The following is a 20,999-nucleotide window of genomic DNA, read 5'->3' as shown; positions in this document are numbered from 1 at the left end:
ATATGAGCTTCGCCGCGGCGGGAGCGGGCGGAGGCGTCACAGGATGTTCCGCGGGGCGGACCGAGGACGGGGCTGCCGGGCCGGCGAGGGCTGCCAGGTGCGCAGGCGCAGGCTGTTGGCGACGACGAGAACCGAGCTGAGCGACATCGCGACGGCGGCGACCACGGGGTTGAGCAGACCGACCATGGCCAGCGGCACGGTCACGGCGTTGTAGCCGAAGGCCCACACAAGGTTGACACGGATGGTGCCCAGTGTGTGACGGGCCAGTCGGACCGCGTCCGCCAGAGCCTCGATGTCGCTGCGTACGAGGGTGACGTCGGCGGCGCCGATCGCCACGTCGGTCCCGGTGCCCATGGCGATGCCCAGGTCCGCGCCGGCGAGTGCGGCCGCGTCGTTGACACCGTCTCCGACGACGGCGACCCGCCGGCCCTCTGCCCTCAGCCTGCCGACGAGTTCGGCCTTGTCCTGCGGTGTGCAGCGAGCGTGGACCTCCGCGATGCCGAGGTCCTCCGCGACCGCCCGCGCGACAGCGGCCCGGTCGCCGGTGGCCAGCACGGAACGCACGCCGAGCCTGCGCAGCCGGTCGACGGCACGGTAGCTGCCGGGTCGTACGAGATCGGCCACCTCCACGATCGCGGCAGGCGCACCGTCCACCCGCACCAGGACCGCCGTACGGGCCGCTTCGTCCGCCCGTTCCCGGGCCGCTCGCAGGGGCGCGGGCAGCTCCGTGCCGTCGGGCGCCAGCACCTCCACCTCGTGTCCGTCCACGTGCCCGCTCACACCGTGCCCCGCGGCGGCCCGGAACCCGGACACGGCGGGCAGGGGGCGGTCCCCGGCCGCACGGCGCGCGTGGGCCGAGATCGCCCGGCCCAGCGGATGTTCCGAGCCCTGCTCCACGGCGCCCATGAGCCGGACGGCCTCGTTCGCGTCCAGTCCGCCGGGCACCACGGTGACCCGCCCGACGCTCATGTGTCCCGAGGTGAGGGTCCCGGTCTTGTCGATCACCACGGTGTCGACGTGCTGGAGCCCCTCCAGCACCTGCGGGCCGCTCACCAGGACGCCCAGTCGTGCGCCGCGTCCGGTGGCCGCCATCAGCGCCGTAGGCGTCGCGAGCCCCAGCGCGCACGGACAGGCGACGACGAAAACCGCGACGGCGGCGGTGATCGCGGCCTGCGGGTCGGCGCCGGCGCCGAGCCAGAAGCCGAGCGTCGTGGCCGCCAGGGCCAGGACGACCGGGACGAAGACACCCGCGACGGTATCGGCCAGCCGCTGTGCCCGCGCCTTGCCCGCCTGGGCGTCCGTCACCAGCTTCGTGATGCGGGCGAGTTGCGTGTCCGCGCCGACCGCCGTGGCCCGCACCAGAAGCAGACCGCCCACGTTGACCGATCCGCCGGTCACGGAGGTTCCCGGGCCGGCCTCGACGGGCTCGGACTCGCCGGTGACGAGGGACAGGTCGACGGCGGAGCTGCCCTCGGTCACCTCTCCGTCGGTGGCGACGCGCTCACCGGGACGGACCACGAACACGTCGCCGACCCGCAGCCGTTCGATCGGCAGCAGCTGGTCCGAGCCCCGGCGGCGGACCGTCACCTCCTTCACGGCGAGCTGTGCGAGCGAACGCAGTGCCGCACCGGTCCCCCGCCGGGCCCGACCCTCCAGGAAGCGGCCGGCCAGAACGAACAGCGGTACGCCCACCGTCGCTTCGAGATAGACGTGAGCCATCCCGTCGGAGGACGAGGGCACCAGGCTGAACGGCATCCGCATGCCGGGCGCCCCGGCTCCGCCCAGGAACAGCGCGTACGCCGACCAGCAGAACGACGCCAGTACGCCCAGGGAGACCAGCGTGTCCATGGTCGTGGTGGCGTGGCGCAGGCCGCCCAGGGCACGCCGGTGAAAGGGCCAGGCCCCCCAGACGGCGACCGGCGCGGCGAGCACGAAGCACAGCCACTGCCAGTTGTCGAACTGCGACGGGGGGACCATCGACAGGACGAGCACGGGCAGGGACAGCGCCGCGGTGATGAGCAGCCGCTCACGTTCCTGCTCGGCGTCGGCCTCCGCGGAGTCCTCGGTTCGCGCGGGCCGCTGTTCCTCCGCCGACGGCACGACCAGTCGTGCCGTGTACCCGGCAGTCTCGACCGCCGACGTCAGTTCGTCCAGGGTCACCCGCGCGGGGTGGCTGACCCGGGCCCGGCCGGTGGCGAGGTTCACCTCCGCCGTGACACCGTCCAGCTTTCCCAGCTTGCGCTCGACCCGTCGGACGCAGGCCGCGCAGGTCATGCCGCCCACGGCGATGTCAGTCACCACCACTGTGGGCGCCGCATCAGATGTCATCAGTGCCCACCCCCGTGGTCCATGGGCATGTCCCCGTCGCCGGCGGGCGAGTCGCCGGTGATCCCGGGGCCGTGCATGCCGGGCGCGACCGGGCCCACAGCGGCCCCCACGGCGTAGGCGCCGGCGAACAGCACCCCCAGGAGGAAGAGAAATCCCCACAACGCGGGCGGTGGGAAGCGAACGGTCTTCGCTTCGGGCACGGGGTCTGCCGTCTGCTCCACAGAGTGCTCCTCGACATTCTCGAAGCGAGCCGTGAGAGAACGGCTCGTGGCAGTCCAGAAGTCGAAGACGCCCCGACCGGAGTTCCCCGGCGCGGGGTGAATAGCGTCACAGCCTCCGTTCGGGTGACCCCGGGAGCTGCGCGGAGACGCCGCGCGACCACTGTCGTGCCGGGCGGCCGAAGCCGTCCGGCACCGGCGCCCGATGAACGCATTCCCTCGGCCGCCCGTATGTGGAGGGATCCCGACGCGAGGTGCAGCTGACGGCTGCGTCGAGGCGGCCGGCCTTGGCCTCTTCGATCAGGGACCCGAACTGGTCCGCGCTCATCTGCACTCGCTGCCCGAAGTCGTCGGTGATCACGACCCGGCGCTCGGCCGGAGCGCTCTCGTCGACGAACATCTGTGGGCACCCGCAGTCGCCGTTCCCGCAGAAAGTGGCCAGGGGTTCGGGGGATCCGGTCATCGCGCTCTCTCGTTCACGCTCGCCGGACCCCGGGCGGGAGCCCGAGGCCCGAATACCGGGGTGATTCCCGCGGCATCCGGGCCCAAGCTCTCCTGCCCTCCGGCGTGGAAGCACAGCAGGCCGCCCGCGCGCACCCGATGCTTCCGAAACCCGCGGGGAGCCGGGAACCGGAAGACGCTGCCGTACGACACCTCATGTGCCGGGTGAGCGGGCAGCAGGGGCGCGGAAGCGGTGGGAACGAAGCCTGGAACCCGCCGCGCGGGACCCGGTCTGGAGGTGTCGCGCAGGGAATGCCAGGATCGGTTGGCATGTCGGTGGGGTGGTGGTTTCGCGCCACACGGTCCGCGCTGTTCGCGGTCGTGTGCGTGGCGCTTGCCGCCTGCGGCCACGTACTCATGTCGGGTGATCCGCTCCCCTGGTGGTCCCTGGCCCTGTGCGTGGGAGGAGTCGGCGCACTGGCGTGGCTCGTCGCCGGCAGGGAGCGGGGCCAGGCCGCGGTCGTGGCTCTCACCGTCGCGATGCAGGCAGCGCTCCATGGCGCTTTCACGCTGGTCCAGACCGCGCAGCAGGCGCCCCCGTCGGCAGGTGGCGAGTCCACGCTCGCGCTGAGATGGGCGGACGCCCTGCTCTGCGGCCCGCACGGCGACACCGGCGCGGCAGCGCGAGCCTATGACGTCGCCGAGCAGGCCGGTCTCACCGACAGCATGCGACTGCCCAGCCTCGAAGGCGGTTCCTCCGCGATATCGGCGCTCGGACATGCCGCCCACGGCGCCCACGCGGCCCAGCCCGTGCACGACATGGGGGCGATGACCGGCACGGCCTCCTGGGGAATGCTGGCCGCGCACGCGGCAGCGGCCGTGCTGTGCGGCCTGTGGCTGGCTCGCGGCGAGCGTGCGGCCTTCCAGATTCTGCGGGCGCTGGTGGACCGCTTCCGCCTCCCCCTGTCACTTCTCGATGCGATCCGCCCGCTCCCGTCCGCGCCCCCCGCGCCCGGCGTCGACCGTTCCGGCGGGCGTCCGCGCCCGCGGCTGCTCGTTCACACGCTCGTCACCCGGGGACCTCCGGGGGAGACCGCTGTCCGCTGACAGCTGGATCACGTCGGCCGCGGCATCCGCCGCCGACGTATGCCCGCGCATCGCGACGCGGGCGAAATCTCCCTCTCCCTGGACCGCGCATGCCGGTCGGCAATGCCCTGTCCAGGATTTCCGGAAGGACCGCATTCTCCATGTTTCCTGCCCTAAGACACCCTGCGGCGACGGAAGACGACGTCACCGCATGGGCCGTCGATGCCGCAGCCGGCGACGCCGACGCCTTCGAACGCGTCTTCCGCGCGCTCCACAACGACGTACGGCGGTACGTGGCCGCCCTCGCCGACGATTCCCAAGGGGCCGACGACCTGATGCAGGAGACCTTCCTGCGTGCCGTCAGCACGATCCACCTCTTCCAGGGCCGCGGTTCCGCTCGTGCCTGGCTGCTGACCATCGCCCGCCGAACCGTCGTCGACAGCCTCCGGCGCGCCGCCTCCCGGCCTCGGCTCGCCAACATCCCCGACTGGCAGTACGCCGCGGAGTGCGCCCAGCCGTGGGACCTACCCGGCTTCGAGGAGGGGATCGCCCTCATGGCCCTGGTGGAATCACTACCCGACGACCGCCGGGAGGCGTTCTTGCTGACCCAGGTACTGGACATGCCGTACGACGACGCGGCCCGCACCAGCTCGTGCCCCGTCGGCACCATCAGATCCCGGGTCTCACGAGCCCGTACGACGCTCTGCGCCATGCTCGACGACAGGGCGCAGCCGGCTCTGGCCTGCTGATCGGAGGAAAACCCAGTCGCACCTGCGACCGCTCGGGGCGCCGACTGCGCTCCGAGCGGCGATGCGTCACCACGTGGCCAACGCGTGACCAACAGTGCTCAGGAACAGGCAGAAGCACCACGAGGAACGCCAGTCCAGGCAGAAACCAGGATCCTGGACCATTTCCACAAAAGCCCAGGTCAGGAGCCATCTGAGAATCAGTCATGCCGGGGGTGGCGGCCCCGGTCGTCCTCGTTCTCCGCCCCGTCGGCCGCCGCTCCTCCTGTCGGGCCCGCCCCGCCGTTCCTCCTGCCGAGTCCGACCCGGTCAGCGCGCCGTGTCGATCCGCTTCGCCAGCGCCTGGAACTGGTCCCAGCTCAGCGTCGGCCTGCCCGGGTGCCAGAGCTTCTGGGCGGTCGCCCGCAGCGGCATCCTGACCCCTGCCGCCACCTGCTCCGCGGTCTGGGCCTGCGGGAGGTCGCCCCAGACGGCGAACCGCCCGCCGAGGATCTGCCCGGACCAACGCGACGCGACCGGCTTGGTACCGCGCAGCACGAGCGGGGTCCACTGCTCGTAGATCCGCTTGCCCGTGGGATAGACGAAGTTGTTGGGCTGGCCGAGCACGTAATAGAGGAACTCGTCGTTGAGGTTCACCACCTTCCGCCCCTCGCCCAGGTACTCCTCCGGCGGCCGGGCGCCGTACTCCCTGCCCGTCCAGTACTCGACCTCGATGTCCTTGTCGGCGTGGACGACACCGCCCCGGAAGAAGCCGTCGTTCCACGCCTTGGGCTGCTTGCCGTGCGGACGCACCACCGCCGCGCGGTCGTTGAGCCAGCCGGTGGCGAGGTCCTTGATGCCGGCCTGCGGCCCGTACTTCTGCTGTGCGGCGCGCTGCAACTGCGGGTAGGAGGCCGCCGGGTTCCGCGCCATCAGCGCGAGGTACTCGTCGGCGCCGAGATGCCAGTACCGGCCGGTGAACAGTTCGGTGAACTCGCCGAGGAGCTCGTCGACGAGCTTCGCCGCCCCCGGGTCGGAGATGTCGAGCGAACCGGGCGAGGGCGCCCCCGACACGTTGCGCAGCTGGAGGCCGGGGTGGGCCTTCAGGACCGCGCCCAGGTGACCGGGCGAGTCGATCTCGGGAACGACCTGGATGTGCAGCCGGTTCGCGAGGGCGAGGATCCGGCGCACCTCGGCCTTGGTCAGGTGCTGCGGCGACACCACCTCGGGATGGGTCTCGGACTCGATGCGGAACGCCTGGTCGTCGGAGAAGTGCAGGCCGAACTGGTTGAGCTTGAGGTCGGCCATCTCGCGCAGCCGGTCCTCGATCCAGGAGACGGAGTAGTACTTGCGCGCGATGTCGAGGTTGAATCCGCGCTGCGGCCGGTCGGGACGGTCGCGCACCTCGCCCTCGGGCATCACGCCGTCGGCGCGCACCGACTGCTTCAGGGTGCGGGTCCCGTAGAAGACACCGGCCTGGTCGGGTCCGCTGATCGTGACCCGTCCGTCGCGGGCCCTGAGGGTGTACGACTCCGGGGTGCCCTTGCCCGGGGTGAGGGCCAGCTCCACGTCGCCCGGCCGGGCGGGCACGTCACCCCGGTAGTGGATGCTCAGCTCCTGTGCGAGCAACCGGCCCTCGTCCGCGAGCGCGCCGCTGCCGCCCGCGAGGACGACCCCGGCGTCCGGTCCGGGCCGCCAGCCGGGGCCGCGCGCCGCGATGTGCTCGCGCACGGCCGGAATGGTGCGGGGGGCGGTGGAGAGCGGATAGGTCCGGTTCGGCGAGGGGGTGGCCGGGGAGCCGATGGGGGTACGGGCCCCCGTCTCCCCCGGTCCGCCGCCAGGGCCTTCCGGCCAGACGACGACGGCGACCGTCACGGCAGCCGCCGCGGTGAGGACCGCCCCGGTCACGAGGGCGCCGCGTGAGGGCGACATCGGTCAGAAACCTCCGGTATGAGAAAGGAAAGGGGGGAAGCGGTCGGGAGCGAACGGTGGGCTGCGCCCCTCCATGGCACGGAGGGAGACACCTGGACGGCCGGGTCGCCGGGGCGAACGAACGCCGGGTCCGACGACACGCCGTGACGGCGAAACGCCGACGAGCTCCTTGGAACACGACCGCCGAAACGTTTGGATACATCCCAACGGTCCCTCAGGCGATCCGAAACTCTCCCGTCCGGGTGACGTTCGCGTATCCGTCATACGACTGTTGCCCGGCCTCGCTAGCTTTGAGGCCCATTCGTCTCTCCCTTCACCCTGTCTCCGCCTGGTCTCACCCGTCCCATCGACTCCAGGTGCGCAGAACCCGTTGATCCGAGGAGCACCACGCTGTCCAGGTCCAGCGAGTCCCACGCCGGCCTCCCGGAGAGACCGCGGCAGCCGGCCATCCGCACGGCCCTGCCCGTTCAGCACCCCGGCCAGGCGGCACCCGCCCCCGCGTCCGCGCCCGACCCCCACCGCTTCCCCGGTCTCGCCCGCTTCAACGCCCTGCCGCCCGCCGACACCGAAGCCGCCCTCCTCGCCTGCTGCGGCAGCCGTCGCTGGGCGCGACGGCTGGCCGCCCACCGCCCGTACCCCGATCCGGGCGCGCTGCTGGCCGCAGCCGAGGAGGCGGGGTACGACATGCCCCCCGCGGACCTCGCCGAGGCGCTCGCCGCCGAGCCCGCGCCGGGGCTGCGCGAGACCGCCCCGCACTCCGCCCATCTGGCACTGCGGGCCGCCCACGCAGCGTACGAGAGCCGCTTCGGGCACGTCTTCGTGATCTGCCTGGACGCGTACGACCCCGCCGAGCATCCGGACCAGGTGCTCGCCGGGATCCGGGCCCGGCTGGGCCACGAACCCGACCAGGAACGGGTGACCACGGCCGATGAGATGAGGCGACTCGCCCGGGGTCGCATCATCGGTCTGATATCGGATTCATAACGGAACGGGGCGATCCGGCCGTGTCGACACGTCCCGTTCTAGCCCGTCCGTGGCTGTTTGATTGCCACTTTGATCACACCACAGGCCCCGGCGCGAACGAACCGACAAACCGTCGCTACGATGGCCGGGGCCGGTGGACCGTACCCGGCCGGGCCAGACCGACAGTCAAGCCGGCCGGCCCCGATCCCCGCTCCCGGAGGGTTTTTCCGTGCCGGCTGGAACGCTGTACCGCGGCCGGGAAGGCATGTGGTCCTGGGTGGCTCATCGAGTCACCGGTGTCCTCATCTTCTTCTTCCTGTTCGTACACGTCCTGGACACCGCTCTCGTCCGTGTCTCCCCCGAGGCGTACGACGACGTCGTGGCCACGTACAAGACGCCGATCGTCGCGCTGCTCGAATACGGCCTGGTGGCCGCCATTCTCTTCCACGCGCTCAACGGTCTGCGCATCGTCGCCGTGGACTTCTGGGCCAAGGGCCCGCGCTACCAGAAGCAGATGCTCTGGTCCGTCGTGGGCATCTGGATCGTGCTGATGGTCGGGGCCCTGTACCCGGTCCTCGGTCACGCCGTACGCGAAGTCTTCGGGAGCTGAGGCCCATGTCCACCGAGTCCTCCGCCGCGATCGGCTCCGTCGAGGGCGTCAGCCTCTACGACGTCGACAACCCGGCCCCGGTCATCGAGCCGCCGCGCAAGCGCACCGGCAAGACCCCCAAGGGTTCGCGCACCAACTTCGAGATGTACGCCTGGCTCTTCATGCGCCTGTCGGGCATCGTCCTGGTCGTCCTGGTCCTGGGCCACCTGCTGATCCAGCTGGTGCTGGACGGCGGCGTCAGCAAGATCGGCTTCGCCTTCGTGGCGGGCCGCTGGGCCTCGCCGTTCTGGCAGATCTGGGACCTGGCGATGCTGTGGCTGGCCATGCTGCACGGCGCCAACGGCCTCCGTACGGTCATCAACGACTACGCCGAACGGGACAACACCCGCTTCTGGCTGAAGATGCTCCTGTACACCGCCACGGTGTTCACCGTCCTGCTGGGCACGCTGGTGATCTTCACCTTCGACCCGAACATCCGCTAGGCGCCGGGCCAGAGGGACCAGAGGAAATCATGCAGATCCACAAGTACGACACCGTCATCGTCGGCGCCGGCGGCGCCGGCATGCGCGCGGCCATCGAGTCCACGAAGCGCAGCCGTACCGCCGTGCTCACCAAGCTCTACCCCACCCGCTCCCACACGGGCGCCGCGCAGGGCGGCATGGCCGCCGCGCTGGCCAACGTGGAGGAGGACAACTGGGAGTGGCACACCTTCGACACGATCAAGGGCGGCGACTACCTGGTCGACCAGGACGCCGCCGAGATCCTGGCGAAGGAGGCCATCGACTCGGTCCTCGACCTGGAGAAGATGGGCCTGCCGTTCAACCGCACGCCCGAGGGCCGCATCGACCAGCGTCGCTTCGGCGGCCACAGCCGCAACCACGGCGAGGCCCCGGTCCGCCGGTCCTGCTACGCCTCGGACCGCACCGGCCACATGATCCTCCAGACGCTGTACCAGAACTGCGTCAAGGAGGGTGTGGAGTTCTTCAACGAGTTCTACGTCCTCGACCTGCTGCTCCAGGACGTCGACGGCGTCACGAAGTCCTCGGGCGTCGTCGCGTACGAACTGGCGACCGGCGAGATCCACGTCTTCCAGGCGAAGTCGATCATCTTCGCCTCCGGCGGCACCGGCAAGTTCTTCAAGGTGACGTCGAACGCGCACACCCTGACCGGTGACGGCCAGGCCGCCGCGTGGCGCCGCGGTCTGCCGCTGGAGGACATGGAGTTCTTCCAGTTCCACCCGACGGGCATCTGGCGCATGGGCATCCTGCTGACGGAGGGCGCCCGCGGTGAGGGCGGCATCCTCCGCAACAAGGACGGCGAGCGCTTCATGGAGAAGTACGCGCCGGTCATGAAGGACCTCGCGTCCCGTGACGTCGTCTCCCGCTCCATCTACACGGAGATCCGTGAGGGCCGCGGCTGCGGTCCCGAGGGCGACCACGTCTATCTCGACCTCACGCACCTGCCGCCGGAGCAGCTGGACGCCAAGCTCCCGGACATCACCGAGTTCGCGCGTACGTACCTCGGCATCGAGCCCTACACGGACCCGATCCCGATCCAGCCGACCGCGCACTACGCCATGGGCGGCATCCCGACCAACGTCGAGGGCGAGGTGCTGGCCGACAACACCACCGTCGTCCCGGGCCTGTACGCCGCCGGCGAGGTCGCGTGCGTGTCCGTGCACGGCGCCAACCGCCTGGGCACCAACTCGCTGCTCGACATCAACGTGTTCGGCCGCCGCGCCGGCATCGGTGCCGCCGAGTACGCCGCCAAGAGCGACTTCGTGCCGCTCCCGGAGAACCCGGCGCAGCTGGTCGAGGAGCAGATCGAGCGGCTTCGCAACTCGACGGGCTCCGAGCGGGTCGCCGCGCTCCGCCAGGAGCTGCAGGAGTGCATGGACGCCAACGTGATGGTGTTCCGCACCGAGCAGACCATCAAGACGGCCGTCGACAAGATCGCCGAGCTGCGCAGGCGGTACCGCGACGTGTCCATCCAGGACAAGGGCAAGCGGTTCAACACCGACCTCCTGGAGGCCGTCGAGCTGGGCAACCTGCTCGACCTGGCCGAGGTCATGGCGGTCTCCGCGCTGGCCCGCAAGGAGTCGCGCGGCGGTCACTACCGCGAGGACTACCCGAACCGCGACGACGTCAACTTCATGCGCCACACCATGGCGTACCGCGAGGTCGCCGACGACGGCACCGAGTCGATCCGGCTCGACTACAAGCCGGTCGTCCAGACCCGCTACCAGCCGATGGAGCGTAAGTACTGATGGCAACCCCGACTCTGGACAAGGTCGAGGCGCAGTCCGCCGCCTCGCCGTACATCACGGCGACCTTCCGGATCCGCCGCTTCAACCCCGAGGTCTCCGAAGAGGCCCAGTGGCAGGACTTCCAGATCACGATCGATCCGAAGGAGCGTGTGCTCGACGCGCTCCACAAGATCAAGTGGGACCTGGACGGCACGCTGACGTTCCGCCGCTCCTGTGCCCACGGCATCTGCGGCTCCGACGCGATGCGGATCAACGGCAAGAACAGGCTCGCCTGCAAGACGCTGATCAAGGACATCAACCCGGAGAAGCCGATCACGATCGAGGCCATCAAGGGCCTCACGGTCCTCAAGGACCTCGTGGTCGACATGGAGCCGTTCTTCCAGGCGTACCGCGACGTCATGCCCTTCCTCATCACCAAGGGGAACGAGCCGACCCGCGAGCGCCTGCAGTCCGCCGAGGACCGCGAGCGCTTCGACGACACCACCAAGTGCATCCTGTGCGCCGCGTGCACGTCCTCGTGCCCGGTGTTCTGGAACGACGGCCAGTACTTCGGCCCGGCGGCGATCGTCAACGCGCACCGCTTCATCTTCGACTCGCGCGACGAGGGCGGCGAGCAGCGCCTGGAGATCCTCAACGACCGTGACGGCGTGTGGCGTTGCCGCACCACCTTCAACTGCACGGACGCCTGCCCGCGTGGCATCGAGGTCACCAAGGCGATCCAGGAGGTCAAGCGGGCGCTGATCACGCGCCGCTTCTGACCGGCCGCTCACGGCACCGCCGTCTCCCACGGCCCCGTCCCGCGCTTCGGCGCGGGACGGGGCCGTTCGCCGTACCGGCCGCAGGAGGACGCCCGGAACCGCCCGCCCCTCTCCGGCCGCGCGAGGAGCAGCCTCCGTGCGAGAAGCGACCTCCGCGCAAGAAGCCACGACCTGCACAGTTCCGTCACGATTCCGGCACTTCTGATGCGACACGTTCCGGCCAGGACGTACCGTGTCTCCTCACGCCAGCATCCTTTGGGGGGATCACGCATGTCTCAGGGCTTCCCGCCGCCCGGCTCTCAGCCGCAGCAACCGCAGCAGCCTCCGCAGTGGGGTGGCCCGTCCCCGCAGCAGCCGTACCAGCAGCAGCCCTACCCGCAGGGGCCGGGATGGGGCGCGCCGGTACCGCCGCCGAAGCAGCGCCGGACCGGGCTCATCATCACCCTGTCCGTGCTCGGCGGCCTGGTGCTGCTCGGCGGGTGCGGGGCCCTGGTCGTGTCCGTGGTGAGCACCGGGACCGTGCACGAGGGCAGTTCCTCGGGCGAGTCGTCGGTGGACGAGGCGCCCGGGAAGGACGCACCGGCGAAGGACGACGCCTCCGGGGAGAAGCCCGGCGCCGAGAAGCCCGCCGAGAAGAAGAACGACGCGAAGGCCGACGCCGCGGCGGACGTGAAGCTGTCCAAGTGCGAGGTCAACGACCTGACCAAGTGGCCGTCCGTCGACGTGGAGATCGTGAACCACGGCGACGTGAAGTCGAACTACATCGTGACCGTGGAGTTCGTGGACGGGTCCGGTACGCGGGTGGCCGAGGGAATGGCCGCGGCGAACAATCTGGCCCCGGGACAGAAGTCCACGCAGAAGGCCCAGGGGCTGGGCGACTCTCCGGCGGACACGAAGTGCAAGGTGACGGATGTGACCCGGTACCCGTCGGCCGGGTAACGGCGGTTCGGCCGGTGTCCGGCGGAACCGGTCGTGTCCGAACCGGTCCCGCCGGATGCAGGACCGCTTGCTGCGCGGTTCCGGTTCGGGCGGTACGGTCGTGCGGAACGGACACCGGTGTGCCGTTGCCGGCGCGACAGAGCCCGGGGCACAGGCTTGATCGAGAGCGGGGAACGTTGAGCGATCCGAATCCGCATGCGGACAACTCGTACCAGTGGGGCCCACCCCAGCAGAACGGGCAGGGGAACGGGCCCGCCGGTGCGGGGGCTCCGGCCTACGGGTACCCGCAGCCGCTGCCCGAATCCGCCGCGCAGCCCGGCCCCGCCTACGGCTACCCCCCGGGGCCCGCGGCCCAGCCGATGGTGCCCGGTCACGGCCATGCGCAGCCGGGCGCGCCGATGGCCGGCGCCCCGTTGCTGGCGCTCGGGGACATCACCATCGTGAACGACCAGATCATCACGCCGGTCGGCACCATGCCGCTCAAGGGCGCCGTGTGGTCCGCCACGGACCTGTCGCACACCGAGGAGCGGATCCCCACGGTCGCGATCGTGCTGGCGATCGTCTTCGCCCTGCTCTGCCTGGTCGGTCTGCTCTTCCTCCTGATGAAGGAGAAGAAGACGACGGGCTTCATCCAGGTCTCGGTGACCAGCGACGGGAAGCATCACTCGACGATGATCCCGGCGACCGGTCCGGAGACCTTCCCGTGGGTGATGTCTCAGCTCAACTCGGCGCGCGCGATGAGCGTCTGACGCTCCACCAGGGCGACGCCCCTCCCATGCACCGTCGTCGCCCCCGCTCCCCTTCACACTGCCGCCGTACGGCCTGGGACCGGGCCGTACGGCGCGCGGCGCGGTGGCCGGCCTTCCGGCGACCGGCGCGACCGCAAGGCCGAGGGCCGCCCTCGCAGCCGGAGCCGTCGGCCGGGCGCCCGGATCCCCCACCCCCTCCTTTCAGGCCGATCACGCCGACCGGCATCGGCCCACCCATGCCTGAACACGTTCAAGAATGGTCCGCGGAGCCGTGGCCCGACCGGGGCGGATACGCTCGGGGCTGTGGTGAAGGAAGCGAAGGACGTGAAGGAAACCGGGGCATCCCAGGGGAAGGATGCCAGGGTCCCCAAGAGCGAGCAGACCCGCACACTCATCCTCGAAACCGCCCTCCGGCTCTTCCAGGAGCGCGGTTACGACAAGACGACGATGCGGGCCATCGCCCAGGAGGCCGGGGTCTCCGTCGGGAACGCCTACTACTACTTCACGAACAAGGAACACCTCGTCCAGGGCTTCTACGACCGGCTCGCCGCCGAGCACGAGGCGGCGGTGCGGCCGGTCCTGGACGGCGACAAGGACCTCGCGGTGCGGGTGCGCGGGGTCCTGCTCACCTGGCTGGACGTGGCGGAGCCGTACCACCGCTTCGCCGCCCAGTTCTTCAAGAACGCCGCCGATCCGGAGAGTCCGCTCAGCCCGTTCTCGGCGGACTCGGTCGCGGCCCGGGAAGCCGCGATCTCCATCCACCGGCGCTGCCTGGCCGGTTCCGACACCAAGGCCGATCCCGAACTGGCCGAGCTGCTGCCGCAGTTGATGTGGCTGATGCAGATGGGCCTGGTGCTGTACTGGGTGTACGACCGCACGGAGCACACCGGGCGCAGCCGCCGCCTGGTCGAGCGCGCCGCACCGATCGCCGCACGCGCCATCGCCCTGTCCCGGTTCCGGGCACTGAGGCCGCTGGTGCGGCAGATCCACGAGGTGCTGGTGGAGTTCCTGCCGGGCGCCGCCGGACGCGTGGCCTAGTGCTGTGACCGGGAAGGTTTGCCCGGAAGGAGCGGCGTCCGGTGCGGTGCATCGCAAGGCGGAGCATCGTCCGCGTACTGGACGTACGCGGGTGATGCGACAACACCGCGAGGTGCCGTGCCGGGCGTCGCGAGCCGGTGAACCTTCCCGGTCACAGCACTAGGCCGTGCCCTCGAAGTGCCGTCGTTCGGCCGGAGGCCGGGCCGTGCGGCGTCCGGTGCTTGCGACGCTACCCGGCCACGGCCGCACGCCTCGTGGACCGGAAGCGGTGGACGGCCCAGCCGGCACCGAGCACGGCGCCCGTCCAGACGATGACTTCGGCGAGAACGATCACCGGGGTCAAGGTGAGGTGCGGTCGGGGCGGCAGCACGACCATCTGCACGGCAGCACCCACCGGAACCGTCAACGCCGCGAGCAGGCCGATCAGTCCGGGTCGCCTGATGGCCGCACCCACCGCGCCCAGGATCAGCCCGAGCGGCAGTCCCGCCACCCACCACCTGACCAGGTCCGTGTCGGCCCCCATGGCGAAGGCGTCCGTCACGTAGTACGCCCCCGTGGCGGCGAACAGCGCCAGGGCCCCGGCCGACGCGCCTCGGAGCGGTGTCCCGGCCAGCCAGCCCATCGCCACCGCCAGCGCGGCCCAGGACCAACCCGCGTCCACCAGCAGGCTGAGCAGCTTGGCGGCGCCGGCCCAGACGGTGCCGACAAGAGGGGCTCCGAGCTCCGCGTACGGGGAGGAGAGCGCGTTGATGAGCGAGGTGACCGCCCCGAATCCCGCCCCAGCCGCAAGAGCACCCACCATGATCTTCATACCGGGAGCGTATCCGGCGGACGTCTGCCCCGGCTGCGCGCGGGTGCTGTCGGTACTCGCGCACACCGCCGTCCCGATCCGGGCGCTGCCCGGGGCGCTGAACGTCTGCTGCCCGCCCTCGTGGACAGTGCCGGGCAAGGGACACGGCCGGGGCGGGTGACCGGCCCCGGCCGTGCGGGCCGGCGGCGTGTCACCGCCCGGGAGACCTGGCCGTGACCAGCAGCCCGGCGAGCAGGCTCGCGAGCAGGGTGAGCCCGGCCGCCGACCAGAGGGCGACGGAGTATCCCTCCAGGACCGCCGCGTTGAGCTTCGCCACGGTGCTGGGGAGCTGCCCGGGGAGCGACTGCCCGCCGCGCAGGACCCCCTGCTCGGCCGCCTCGGCCAGGCCGTCCGGAAGACCCGGCGCGTGGCCCATCCGTACGGAGACCACCCCCGCGACGAGGCTGCCGAACAGGGGCATGCCGGCCCAGCCGCCCAGTTGCTGGGCCGCGCAGACCGCCGCGGCCGTCCCGCCGGAGTCCTGCGGGGAGATCCCGCCGGTCGCGGTGGCGAGGAGCGGCATGAAGGCCAGGCCGATGCCGAAGCCGAAGAGGAGCATGCCGGGCAGCACCTGGGTGGCATACGCGCCGTCGGCGTCGAGACCGGTCAGGAGCAGCAGGCCGATCGCCGCGGGCACCAGCCCGGACACGATCAGGACGCGGGGCGCCAGCCTGCGGTACAGCGGGGCGGAGACCAGGACGGAGCCGATCGCGACCGCACCGGCCATGGGCAGCACGGCCACGCCGACAAAGCCAGGGCTGTAACCGAGGGCGCCCTGGAGGTACATGCTCAGGATCAGGCACACGAGGAACACGCCCACACCGGCGAGGGCCAGGGCGAGAAGGGAGCCGACGCGGTCGCGGTCCTTGAAGACGTACGGCGGCAGGAGCGGGCCGGCCGCCCTGGTCTGCCACCACGCGAAGGCCGCCAGCAGCGCGACCCCGCCCACGAGGAGGACCACGACCAGGAGGTCGGTCCAGCCGCGCTCCCCGGCCTCGACGAAGCCGTGGACGAGGGCGACGAGGCCGACGGTGCCGAGCAGCAGACCGGGGATGTCGGGACGCGCCGGGGTGCGGGCCGGGTGGTCGCGCACGAGCAGGGCCGTACCGATCGCGGCGACGACCGCCACCGGGACCGCGGCGTACAGGCACCAGCGCCAGGTCAGGATCTCGGTCAGCCACCCGCCGGCGAACAGGCCGATCGCCGTACCGCTGCCGATGACCACCGCGTAGATCCCGAAGGCCACGCCGCGTTCGCGGGGGGAGGTGAAGCCGCTGGACACCAGGGCCAGCACGGCCGACGAGAGCAGCGCGGCGAACGCGCCCTGCAGGATGCTCGCCCCGATGAGCGCACCGGCGGAGCCGGCCGAGCCGCCGACCGCGCAGGCCACCGCGAAACCGGCCAGGCCGACGACCACCGACCGCTTGCGGCCCAGGAGGTCGCACAGGTGCCCACCGAGCAGCAGCAGCAAGCCGAAGGCCAGCACCCTGCCCTCGGTCATCGAGCGCACGTCGTCGGGCGAGAGGCCCAGGTCGGCGTAGACGGCCGGCAGCGCCACGCTCGTGGTCGTCGCGCCGAGCAGCACCAGCATCTGCGCCAGCACGGCCGTCACCAGCCCCCACCACCGTCCGGGGAGGGAGCCCGCGGCACCGGCCGGGACCGGGCCGTACCCCGCCCAGGCCGTCGGTGTGTACGCGGGCGGCGGCGGGACCGGCCGGGGCGGCTGCACGGCGGGCCCCGTGGGCTGGGGCCGAGGGGACGGAACCGTGGGCTCGGGCTGCGGGGACGGGACGGCGGGCTCGGGCCCGGCCGGGATGCGCGGGTCCGGGCGCGCGGCTCGGGTCTCCGGCGCGAAGTCGAGCAACTGGGCCGCATGACGGCCGAGTTGGGCCAGCACGGAGCCGGGCAGCCACTCCCCCGCCTCGTCCGCGGCCGTACGGGCGGCCACCTCGGCGGGTGTGGGCCGCCGCGCCGGGTCCTTGTGCAGGCACGCGCGTACGAGATCGACGAGCGACTCCGGCACGCCGGTCAGGTCCGCCTCCTCCTCCGCGACCCGGAAGAGGTGCGCGTTCAGACCGGACTCCGCGGCACCGAAGAGGAGGCGGCCGGTGGCCGCGTACACGAGGACCGCGCCCAGGCAGAACACATCGCTGGCCGCCGTGAGTTCGAGCCCTCGCACCTGTTCGGGCGACATGAAGCCGGGCGAGCCGATCAGCATCCCCGTGCGGGTGTGCAGGCTGTCCGGGCCGAGGCTGTCCATGGCCCGCGCGATGCCGAAGTCGATCACGCGCGGCCCGTCCACGGTCACCAGCACGTTGGACGGCTTCAGGTCGCGGTGGATCAGCCCCGCCTCGTGCACCGAACCCAGGGCCGTGGCAAGGCGGTTGGCGAGAACCCGGACGGAGTGCTCGGGCAGCGGGCCGAAGTCCTCGGCGACCACGGTGGTCAGGTCGGGGCCGGGGATGTACTGGGTCGCCACCCAGGGCACCGGCGCCTCGGTGTCGGCGTCGAGCACGGCCGCCGTCCAGGCCCCGCCCACCCGGCGGGCGGCAGCTACCTCGCGCGCGAACCGCTTGCGGAATTCGGGGTGTTGGGCGTGCTCGGCCTGCACCACCTTCACCGCCACGGTCCGGCCCGCTTCCGAACGGCCGAGGTACACCAGGCCCATGCCGCCCGCGCCGAGGCGGGCTATCAGTCGGTACGGGCCTATGTACGCCGGGTCCTCGGTGATCAACTGGTCCACGTTCGTACGATAGTTCAGCCACCGGGACCCCGGTGCCCCATCCCGTGAACCGCCGAGGAACCGGCAGCGAATCCGACCGGGCGGCGGGCCCGCCGCGTGCGCACCGCTCGGGCGGCACGCACGCCCGCGCCGTCCGTCAGATCCGCCGCAGCTCCCACAGCCGCCAGATGCCGGTGCCGTTCGAGAGGTACTGCGAGCCGGAGACCGCGGTCTTGCTGAGGACGTAGTCCTTCTTCTGCCACAGCGGCAGCAGCGGCACGTCCTCGCCGACCAGCGCCTGGAGCTCCTTGTAGTCCGACGAGGTGCGCCCGCGGTCGCTGTACTGGAGCGTGGACGAGATCAGGGAGTCCATCTTCTTGCTGGAGTAGCCGTTGTGGAGGCTGTTCTGGCTGCCGACGAGCGGCTGGCTGAACGTGTCGGGGTCCGGGTAGTCGGGGAACCAGCCGATGGCGTACGCGTCGTACTTGCCCGCCGCGTACTCCTTCTGGAACCGCTGCCACTCGACGGACTTGAGGGTGACCTTGAACAGCCCCTCCTTCTCCAGCTGGCGGCGGATCTCGGCGCTCTCCTTGACCGACGCCTCGTCGCCCCGGCCGTAGGCGATGGTGATCGCCACCGGGGTCTGCGCACCGGCGTCCTGCAGCAGCTTCTTGGCGCGCTCGGAGTCGGGCGAGGGGTAGGCGTCGAAGAACGGCGTGCTGTGCCCGATGACGCCCTGCGGGATCAGTGAGTAGAGGGGCTCGACGGTGCCCTGGTAGACGTCGGTCACCAGCGGCCCGCGGTCGAGGACCGAGGCGACCGCCTGCCGGACCTTCTTGTCGGCGAACGGGGAGTCGGGGCGGACGTTGAAGACGAGGAAGCGGATATCGGCGCTGTCCGCCTCGGTGACGCGCAGGTCGGGGTCGCCGGGGTTCAGCGCGGCGAGCGTGGCCGGCGGGAGCTGCCGGTGGGTCACTTCGAGCTTGCCGCCCTTCCAGGCTGCCAGCAGCCCCTCCGCCCCCTTGTAGTAGTGCACGGTGACCGGCACACCGGACTTCTTCACCGCGCCCTTGTAGTGCGGGTTGGGAACGAACTCGGCCACCTTGCCCGGCTGGTACGACTTCAGCAGGTACGGGCCGGAGCCGTCGACGGTGTTCCCGATCCGGAGCTTGTTCGCCGGGTACGACTCGCGGTCGACGATCGAACCGGCTCCGGTGGCCAGCTTCTGCGGGAACGTCGCGTCGCGCGAGGAGAGGTTGAAGGTGATGGTGCGGCCCTCGGTCACCACGTTCTTCAGGCTCGGGAACAGCACCCACGGACCGACATCCGTCTTGATCTTGATCATGCGCTCGAAGGAGAACTTGACATCGTCGGCGGTGATCTGGCGCCCGTTCGAGAAGTGCAGGTCGTCCCGGAGCTTGCACTGGTACGTCTGGAGCTTCTGGCCGATGAACTGGCAGCTCTCGGCGGCGTCGGGCTCGGGAACGGTCCCGCCGGGCTTGAACGTCAGGAGGGACTGGTAGACGTTGCCGTACATCGCCCAGGAACCGACGTCGTACGCACCGGCCGGATCGAGTGAGGTCACCTCGTCCGTGGTGCCGACCAGGATCGGATCGCGATTCACCTCGTTGGAGGGGAGCAACTGCCAGACGACGACGCCGGCGATGACCAAAACCGCGAAAATCGCGAGAATCCGTACCCGGATCGACCGCATGGACGTGATCTCCCTATTGCCAGCCCCACCTCGGCGTCGCGCACAGACACGCAGACCACCGCACGTCGGCGTTCACCCAATCACACGATTTTCACATCTGGAAGACCAAAACTGGGACTCATAGCCTTTTGTTCGGTACTTGAAACCTTGGGCGTTTCAATAGGGTCTGTAACAAGACAACAACAGAGTGTCAGGCCCGCAGCGAGGCCAGCTCCACGACGGTGATGTCGGAGGGTGCGCCCACCCGTACCGGCGGCCCCCAGGCTCCCGCCCCGCGCGTGACGTACAGCTGGGTGTCGCCGTAACGGTCGAGCCCGGCGACGGTGGGATTGGCGAGTCCGGCGACCATGTCGCCCGGCCAGAGCTGCCCGCCGTGGGTGTGTCCGGACAACTGGAGGTCCACGCCCCAGGCGACGGCGTCGTCGATGACGACGGGCTGGTGGGCGAGGAGGACGGAGGCGCGCGCGGGGTCACGGTCGCCGAGCGCGGCCTCGAAGTCCGGGCCCTGTCCCTCGGTCTCCCCGGCGATGTCGTTGACACCGGCGAGGTCGAATCCGTCGATCTCGACCCGGGCGTTCTCCAGCGGGTGGAGGCCCAATTCCCGCACGTGGTCGACCCATTGGGCGGCGCCGGAGTAGTACTCGTGGTTCCCGGTGACGAAGAAGCTCCCCTGACGGGCGTCCAGCCCGGCGAGCGGTTCCGCCGCCGGACCGAGGTCGTCGACGGTGCCGTCCACCAGGTCGCCCACGACCGCGACCAGATCCGGCCGGGTCCGGTTGATCGTGTCGACGATCCGCTGGGTGTGGGCGCGGCCGAGGATCGGCCCGAGATGGATGTCGCTGACGACGGCGATCCGCAGACCGTGCGCGGAGCGCGGCAACCTGGCGAGCGGGACGGTGACCCGCTTGACCCGCGGCCCGCGCAGCACGCCGTACGTTCCGTGACCGACCGTGCCGAGCCCGGCGACGGCGGCGGCGCCCCCGACCGCCCGCGCGACGAACAGGCGACGCGTGAGGGCGGAGGCGGCGACGGGGACGGTGGCAGGGGTGACGGTGCCGCTGTCGGTGCCGGTGCCGGCAGTCCCGGAGTCGGTGCGCGCGGCTGCGGAGCCGCCGTCACCGTCACCCACCAACACGGCCGAGGAAGTCTGCGCCACCGGGGAAGCCGCAGCCGGCGTCCCCTCCGCCGCCGGGGAAGCCGCCACCGAGGCAGCCGACGCCGCCGGGGCCCCTCCCGCGTCCGCGGCCCCGCCCCGCGAGACCTCGCCCGCCGCGCGCCCGTCCTGCCGCCCGCGTACGGCGTCCCCGCGTCCCCGTACGGCGTCCCGGCGCGCGAGCACCCGTCGCAGCACCGGCCGTACCACCTCGCCCACCAGCAGCGCGAGGGTCAGGTACAGCACCGCAGCCAGCCACAGGTAGCCCGGCCAGGCCAGTGCCTGCTGGAGCGGGAAGGGAGCGCCGACGCGCCCGGCGACCAGGGCGCCGATGCTCAGCAGCGGCAGCAGGTACGCCGCCACCGTGCCGACCCGGCGCAGGGCGCTGCCCCTGGTCGTCGTGTCGCCGACGAGGCGCTGCCAGAGGTAGCGGTGCACGCCTGCCAGCAGCGCGAGCACCACGAGCACCACCAGCGCGAAACCCGCCACGGTCATGTGCGTCTCCCC

The 20,999-nt window shown here is 71.3% G+C and carries 18 protein-coding genes and 1 pseudogene; 11 read left to right on the top strand and 8 right to left on the bottom strand.

The genetic code is table 11. The annotated features are described in order from the left end of the window. Positions 1-36: 36 nt before the first annotated feature. From AMK22_RS02735 to AMK22_RS02725, 3 genes and pseudogenes are all read right to left on the bottom strand, one after another. The gene (locus AMK22_RS02735; RefSeq protein WP_073781596.1) at positions 37-2,328 is read right to left on the bottom strand and encodes a heavy metal translocating P-type ATPase; all 2,292 of its coding nucleotides are present in this window, start codon (positions 2,326-2,328) and stop codon (positions 37-39) included. After that, the gene (locus AMK22_RS02730; RefSeq protein ID WP_073781595.1) at positions 2,328-2,549 is read right to left on the bottom strand and encodes a hypothetical protein; all 222 of its coding nucleotides are present in this window, start codon (positions 2,547-2,549) and stop codon (positions 2,328-2,330) included. The genes AMK22_RS02735 and AMK22_RS02730 overlap by 1 nt, the downstream gene beginning before the upstream one ends. Positions 2,550-2,805: 256 nt before the next feature. Next, positions 2,806-3,009, bottom strand: a pseudogene (locus AMK22_RS02725) (hypothetical protein); the annotation flags it as partial. A gap of 290 nt (positions 3,010-3,299) precedes the next feature. Between AMK22_RS02725 and AMK22_RS02720 the strand changes: the two are divergent. Continuing rightward, a complete protein-coding gene (locus AMK22_RS02720; protein WP_338014126.1) occupies positions 3,300-4,094 on the top strand; it encodes a hypothetical protein in 795 nt (264 codons plus the stop codon). A gap of 140 nt (positions 4,095-4,234) precedes the next feature. Then, positions 4,235-4,822: a sigma-70 family RNA polymerase sigma factor gene (locus AMK22_RS02715; protein WP_073781593.1), complete on the top strand. Its 588-nt coding sequence runs from the start codon at positions 4,235-4,237 to the stop codon at positions 4,820-4,822. 306 nt (positions 4,823-5,128) lie between these two features. On the opposite strand, the gene AMK22_RS02710 is transcribed toward AMK22_RS02715, so the two are convergent. Continuing rightward, the gene (locus tag AMK22_RS02710) at positions 5,129-6,730 is read right to left on the bottom strand and encodes a beta-N-acetylhexosaminidase (protein ID WP_073781592.1); all 1,602 of its coding nucleotides are present in this window, start codon (positions 6,728-6,730) and stop codon (positions 5,129-5,131) included. A 459-nt stretch (positions 6,731-7,189) separates the two neighbouring features. Here AMK22_RS02710 and AMK22_RS02705 point away from each other — a divergent pair, with 459 nt between their 5' ends. From AMK22_RS02705 to AMK22_RS02670, 8 genes are all read left to right on the top strand, one after another. Then, positions 7,190-7,714 (top strand): 2-oxo-4-hydroxy-4-carboxy-5-ureidoimidazoline decarboxylase, encoded by a 525-nt coding sequence (locus AMK22_RS02705; RefSeq protein ID WP_073781591.1) that lies wholly within the window; start codon positions 7,190-7,192, stop codon positions 7,712-7,714. A gap of 208 nt (positions 7,715-7,922) precedes the next feature. Continuing rightward, a complete protein-coding gene (gene sdhC / locus AMK22_RS02700) occupies positions 7,923-8,303 on the top strand; it encodes a succinate dehydrogenase, cytochrome b556 subunit (protein ID WP_073781590.1) in 381 nt (126 codons plus the stop codon). Between the two features lie 5 nt (positions 8,304-8,308). Beyond that, entirely contained in the window at positions 8,309-8,785 is a 477-nt protein-coding gene (locus AMK22_RS02695) for a succinate dehydrogenase hydrophobic membrane anchor subunit (RefSeq protein WP_073781589.1), read from the top strand. 29 nt (positions 8,786-8,814) lie between these two features. Beyond that, positions 8,815-10,569, top strand: a complete 1,755-nt coding sequence (gene sdhA / locus AMK22_RS02690) for a succinate dehydrogenase flavoprotein subunit (RefSeq protein ID WP_073781588.1) — start codon at positions 8,815-8,817, stop codon at positions 10,567-10,569. Further along, the gene (locus AMK22_RS02685; RefSeq protein WP_073781587.1) at positions 10,569-11,327 is read left to right on the top strand and encodes a succinate dehydrogenase iron-sulfur subunit; all 759 of its coding nucleotides are present in this window, start codon (positions 10,569-10,571) and stop codon (positions 11,325-11,327) included. The genes sdhA and AMK22_RS02685 overlap by 1 nt, the downstream gene beginning before the upstream one ends. Positions 11,328-11,597: 270 nt before the next feature. Beyond that, positions 11,598-12,266, top strand: a complete 669-nt coding sequence (locus tag AMK22_RS02680; protein ID WP_073781586.1) for an FxLYD domain-containing protein — start codon at positions 11,598-11,600, stop codon at positions 12,264-12,266. Positions 12,267-12,442: 176 nt separating this feature from the next. Continuing rightward, positions 12,443-13,015, top strand: coding sequence for a hypothetical protein (locus tag AMK22_RS02675; RefSeq protein WP_073781585.1), 573 nt, complete (start codon positions 12,443-12,445; stop codon positions 13,013-13,015). A 303-nt stretch (positions 13,016-13,318) separates the two neighbouring features. Continuing rightward, positions 13,319-14,053 (top strand): TetR/AcrR family transcriptional regulator, encoded by a 735-nt coding sequence (locus tag AMK22_RS02670; protein ID WP_073781584.1) that lies wholly within the window; start codon positions 13,319-13,321, stop codon positions 14,051-14,053. 229 nt (positions 14,054-14,282) lie between these two features. Here the strand turns inward: AMK22_RS02670 and AMK22_RS02665 are convergent, their stop codons facing one another. Next, positions 14,283-14,864, bottom strand: a complete 582-nt coding sequence (locus AMK22_RS02665) for a hypothetical protein (RefSeq protein WP_073781583.1) — start codon at positions 14,862-14,864, stop codon at positions 14,283-14,285. Between AMK22_RS02665 and AMK22_RS39380 the strand changes: the two genes are divergently transcribed. Next, entirely contained in the window at positions 14,854-15,024 is a 171-nt protein-coding gene (locus AMK22_RS39380; protein WP_158072020.1) for a hypothetical protein, read from the top strand. The genes AMK22_RS02665 and AMK22_RS39380 overlap by 11 nt on opposite strands. 30 nt (positions 15,025-15,054) lie before the next feature. Here AMK22_RS39380 and AMK22_RS41970 read toward each other — a convergent pair whose 3' ends face one another. The 3 genes from AMK22_RS41970 to AMK22_RS38070 all read right to left on the bottom strand — a co-directional run bounded on the left by AMK22_RS41970 (position 15,055) and on the right by AMK22_RS38070 (position 20,987). Continuing rightward, entirely contained in the window at positions 15,055-17,646 is a 2,592-nt protein-coding gene (locus AMK22_RS41970) for an MFS transporter (RefSeq protein ID WP_338014125.1), read from the bottom strand. Positions 17,647-17,782: 136 nt separating this feature from the next. Beyond that, positions 17,783-19,339 (bottom strand): ABC transporter substrate-binding protein, encoded by a 1,557-nt coding sequence (locus AMK22_RS02650; protein ID WP_073781582.1) that lies wholly within the window; start codon positions 19,337-19,339, stop codon positions 17,783-17,785. A 190-nt stretch (positions 19,340-19,529) separates the two neighbouring features. After that, the gene (locus tag AMK22_RS38070) at positions 19,530-20,987 is read right to left on the bottom strand and encodes a metallophosphoesterase (RefSeq protein ID WP_073781581.1); all 1,458 of its coding nucleotides are present in this window, start codon (positions 20,985-20,987) and stop codon (positions 19,530-19,532) included. Positions 20,988-20,999 lie beyond the last annotated feature (12 nt).

This window comes from Streptomyces sp. CB01580, from assembly GCF_001905795.1.
In the GTDB taxonomy this organism is placed as follows: domain Bacteria; phylum Actinomycetota; class Actinomycetes; order Streptomycetales; family Streptomycetaceae; genus Streptomyces.
The sequence above is the reverse complement of the archived record's forward strand: the minus strand, read 5'-3'. Positions and strand labels throughout refer to the sequence as shown.

Bases quoted from the DNA above. Each gene is read 5' to 3' on its own strand.
- AMK22_RS02665 (WP_073781583.1), bottom strand. From the start codon at position 14,864: ATGAAGATCATGGTGGGTGCTCTTGCGGCTGGGGCGGGATTCGGGGCG.
- AMK22_RS02735 (WP_073781596.1), bottom strand. From the start codon at position 2,328: ATGACATCTGATGCGGCGCCCACAGTGGTGGTGACTGACATCGCCGTG.
- AMK22_RS02650 (WP_073781582.1), bottom strand. From the start codon at position 19,339: ATGCGGTCGATCCGGGTACGGATTCTCGCGATTTTCGCGGTTTTGGTC.
- AMK22_RS38070 (WP_073781581.1), bottom strand. From the start codon at position 20,987: ATGACCGTGGCGGGTTTCGCGCTGGTGGTGCTCGTGGTGCTCGCGCTG.
- sdhA (WP_073781588.1), top strand. From the start codon at position 8,815: ATGCAGATCCACAAGTACGACACCGTCATCGTCGGCGCCGGCGGCGCC.
- AMK22_RS02710 (WP_073781592.1), bottom strand. From the start codon at position 6,730: ATGTCGCCCTCACGCGGCGCCCTCGTGACCGGGGCGGTCCTCACCGCG.
- AMK22_RS02685 (WP_073781587.1), top strand. From the start codon at position 10,569: ATGGCAACCCCGACTCTGGACAAGGTCGAGGCGCAGTCCGCCGCCTCG.
- AMK22_RS02720 (WP_338014126.1), top strand. From the start codon at position 3,300: ATGCCAGGATCGGTTGGCATGTCGGTGGGGTGGTGGTTTCGCGCCACA.
- AMK22_RS02695 (WP_073781589.1), top strand. From the start codon at position 8,309: ATGTCCACCGAGTCCTCCGCCGCGATCGGCTCCGTCGAGGGCGTCAGC.
- AMK22_RS02715 (WP_073781593.1), top strand. From the start codon at position 4,235: ATGTTTCCTGCCCTAAGACACCCTGCGGCGACGGAAGACGACGTCACC.
- AMK22_RS39380 (WP_158072020.1), top strand. From the start codon at position 14,854: ATGATCTTCATACCGGGAGCGTATCCGGCGGACGTCTGCCCCGGCTGC.
- AMK22_RS02680 (WP_073781586.1), top strand. From the start codon at position 11,598: ATGTCTCAGGGCTTCCCGCCGCCCGGCTCTCAGCCGCAGCAACCGCAG.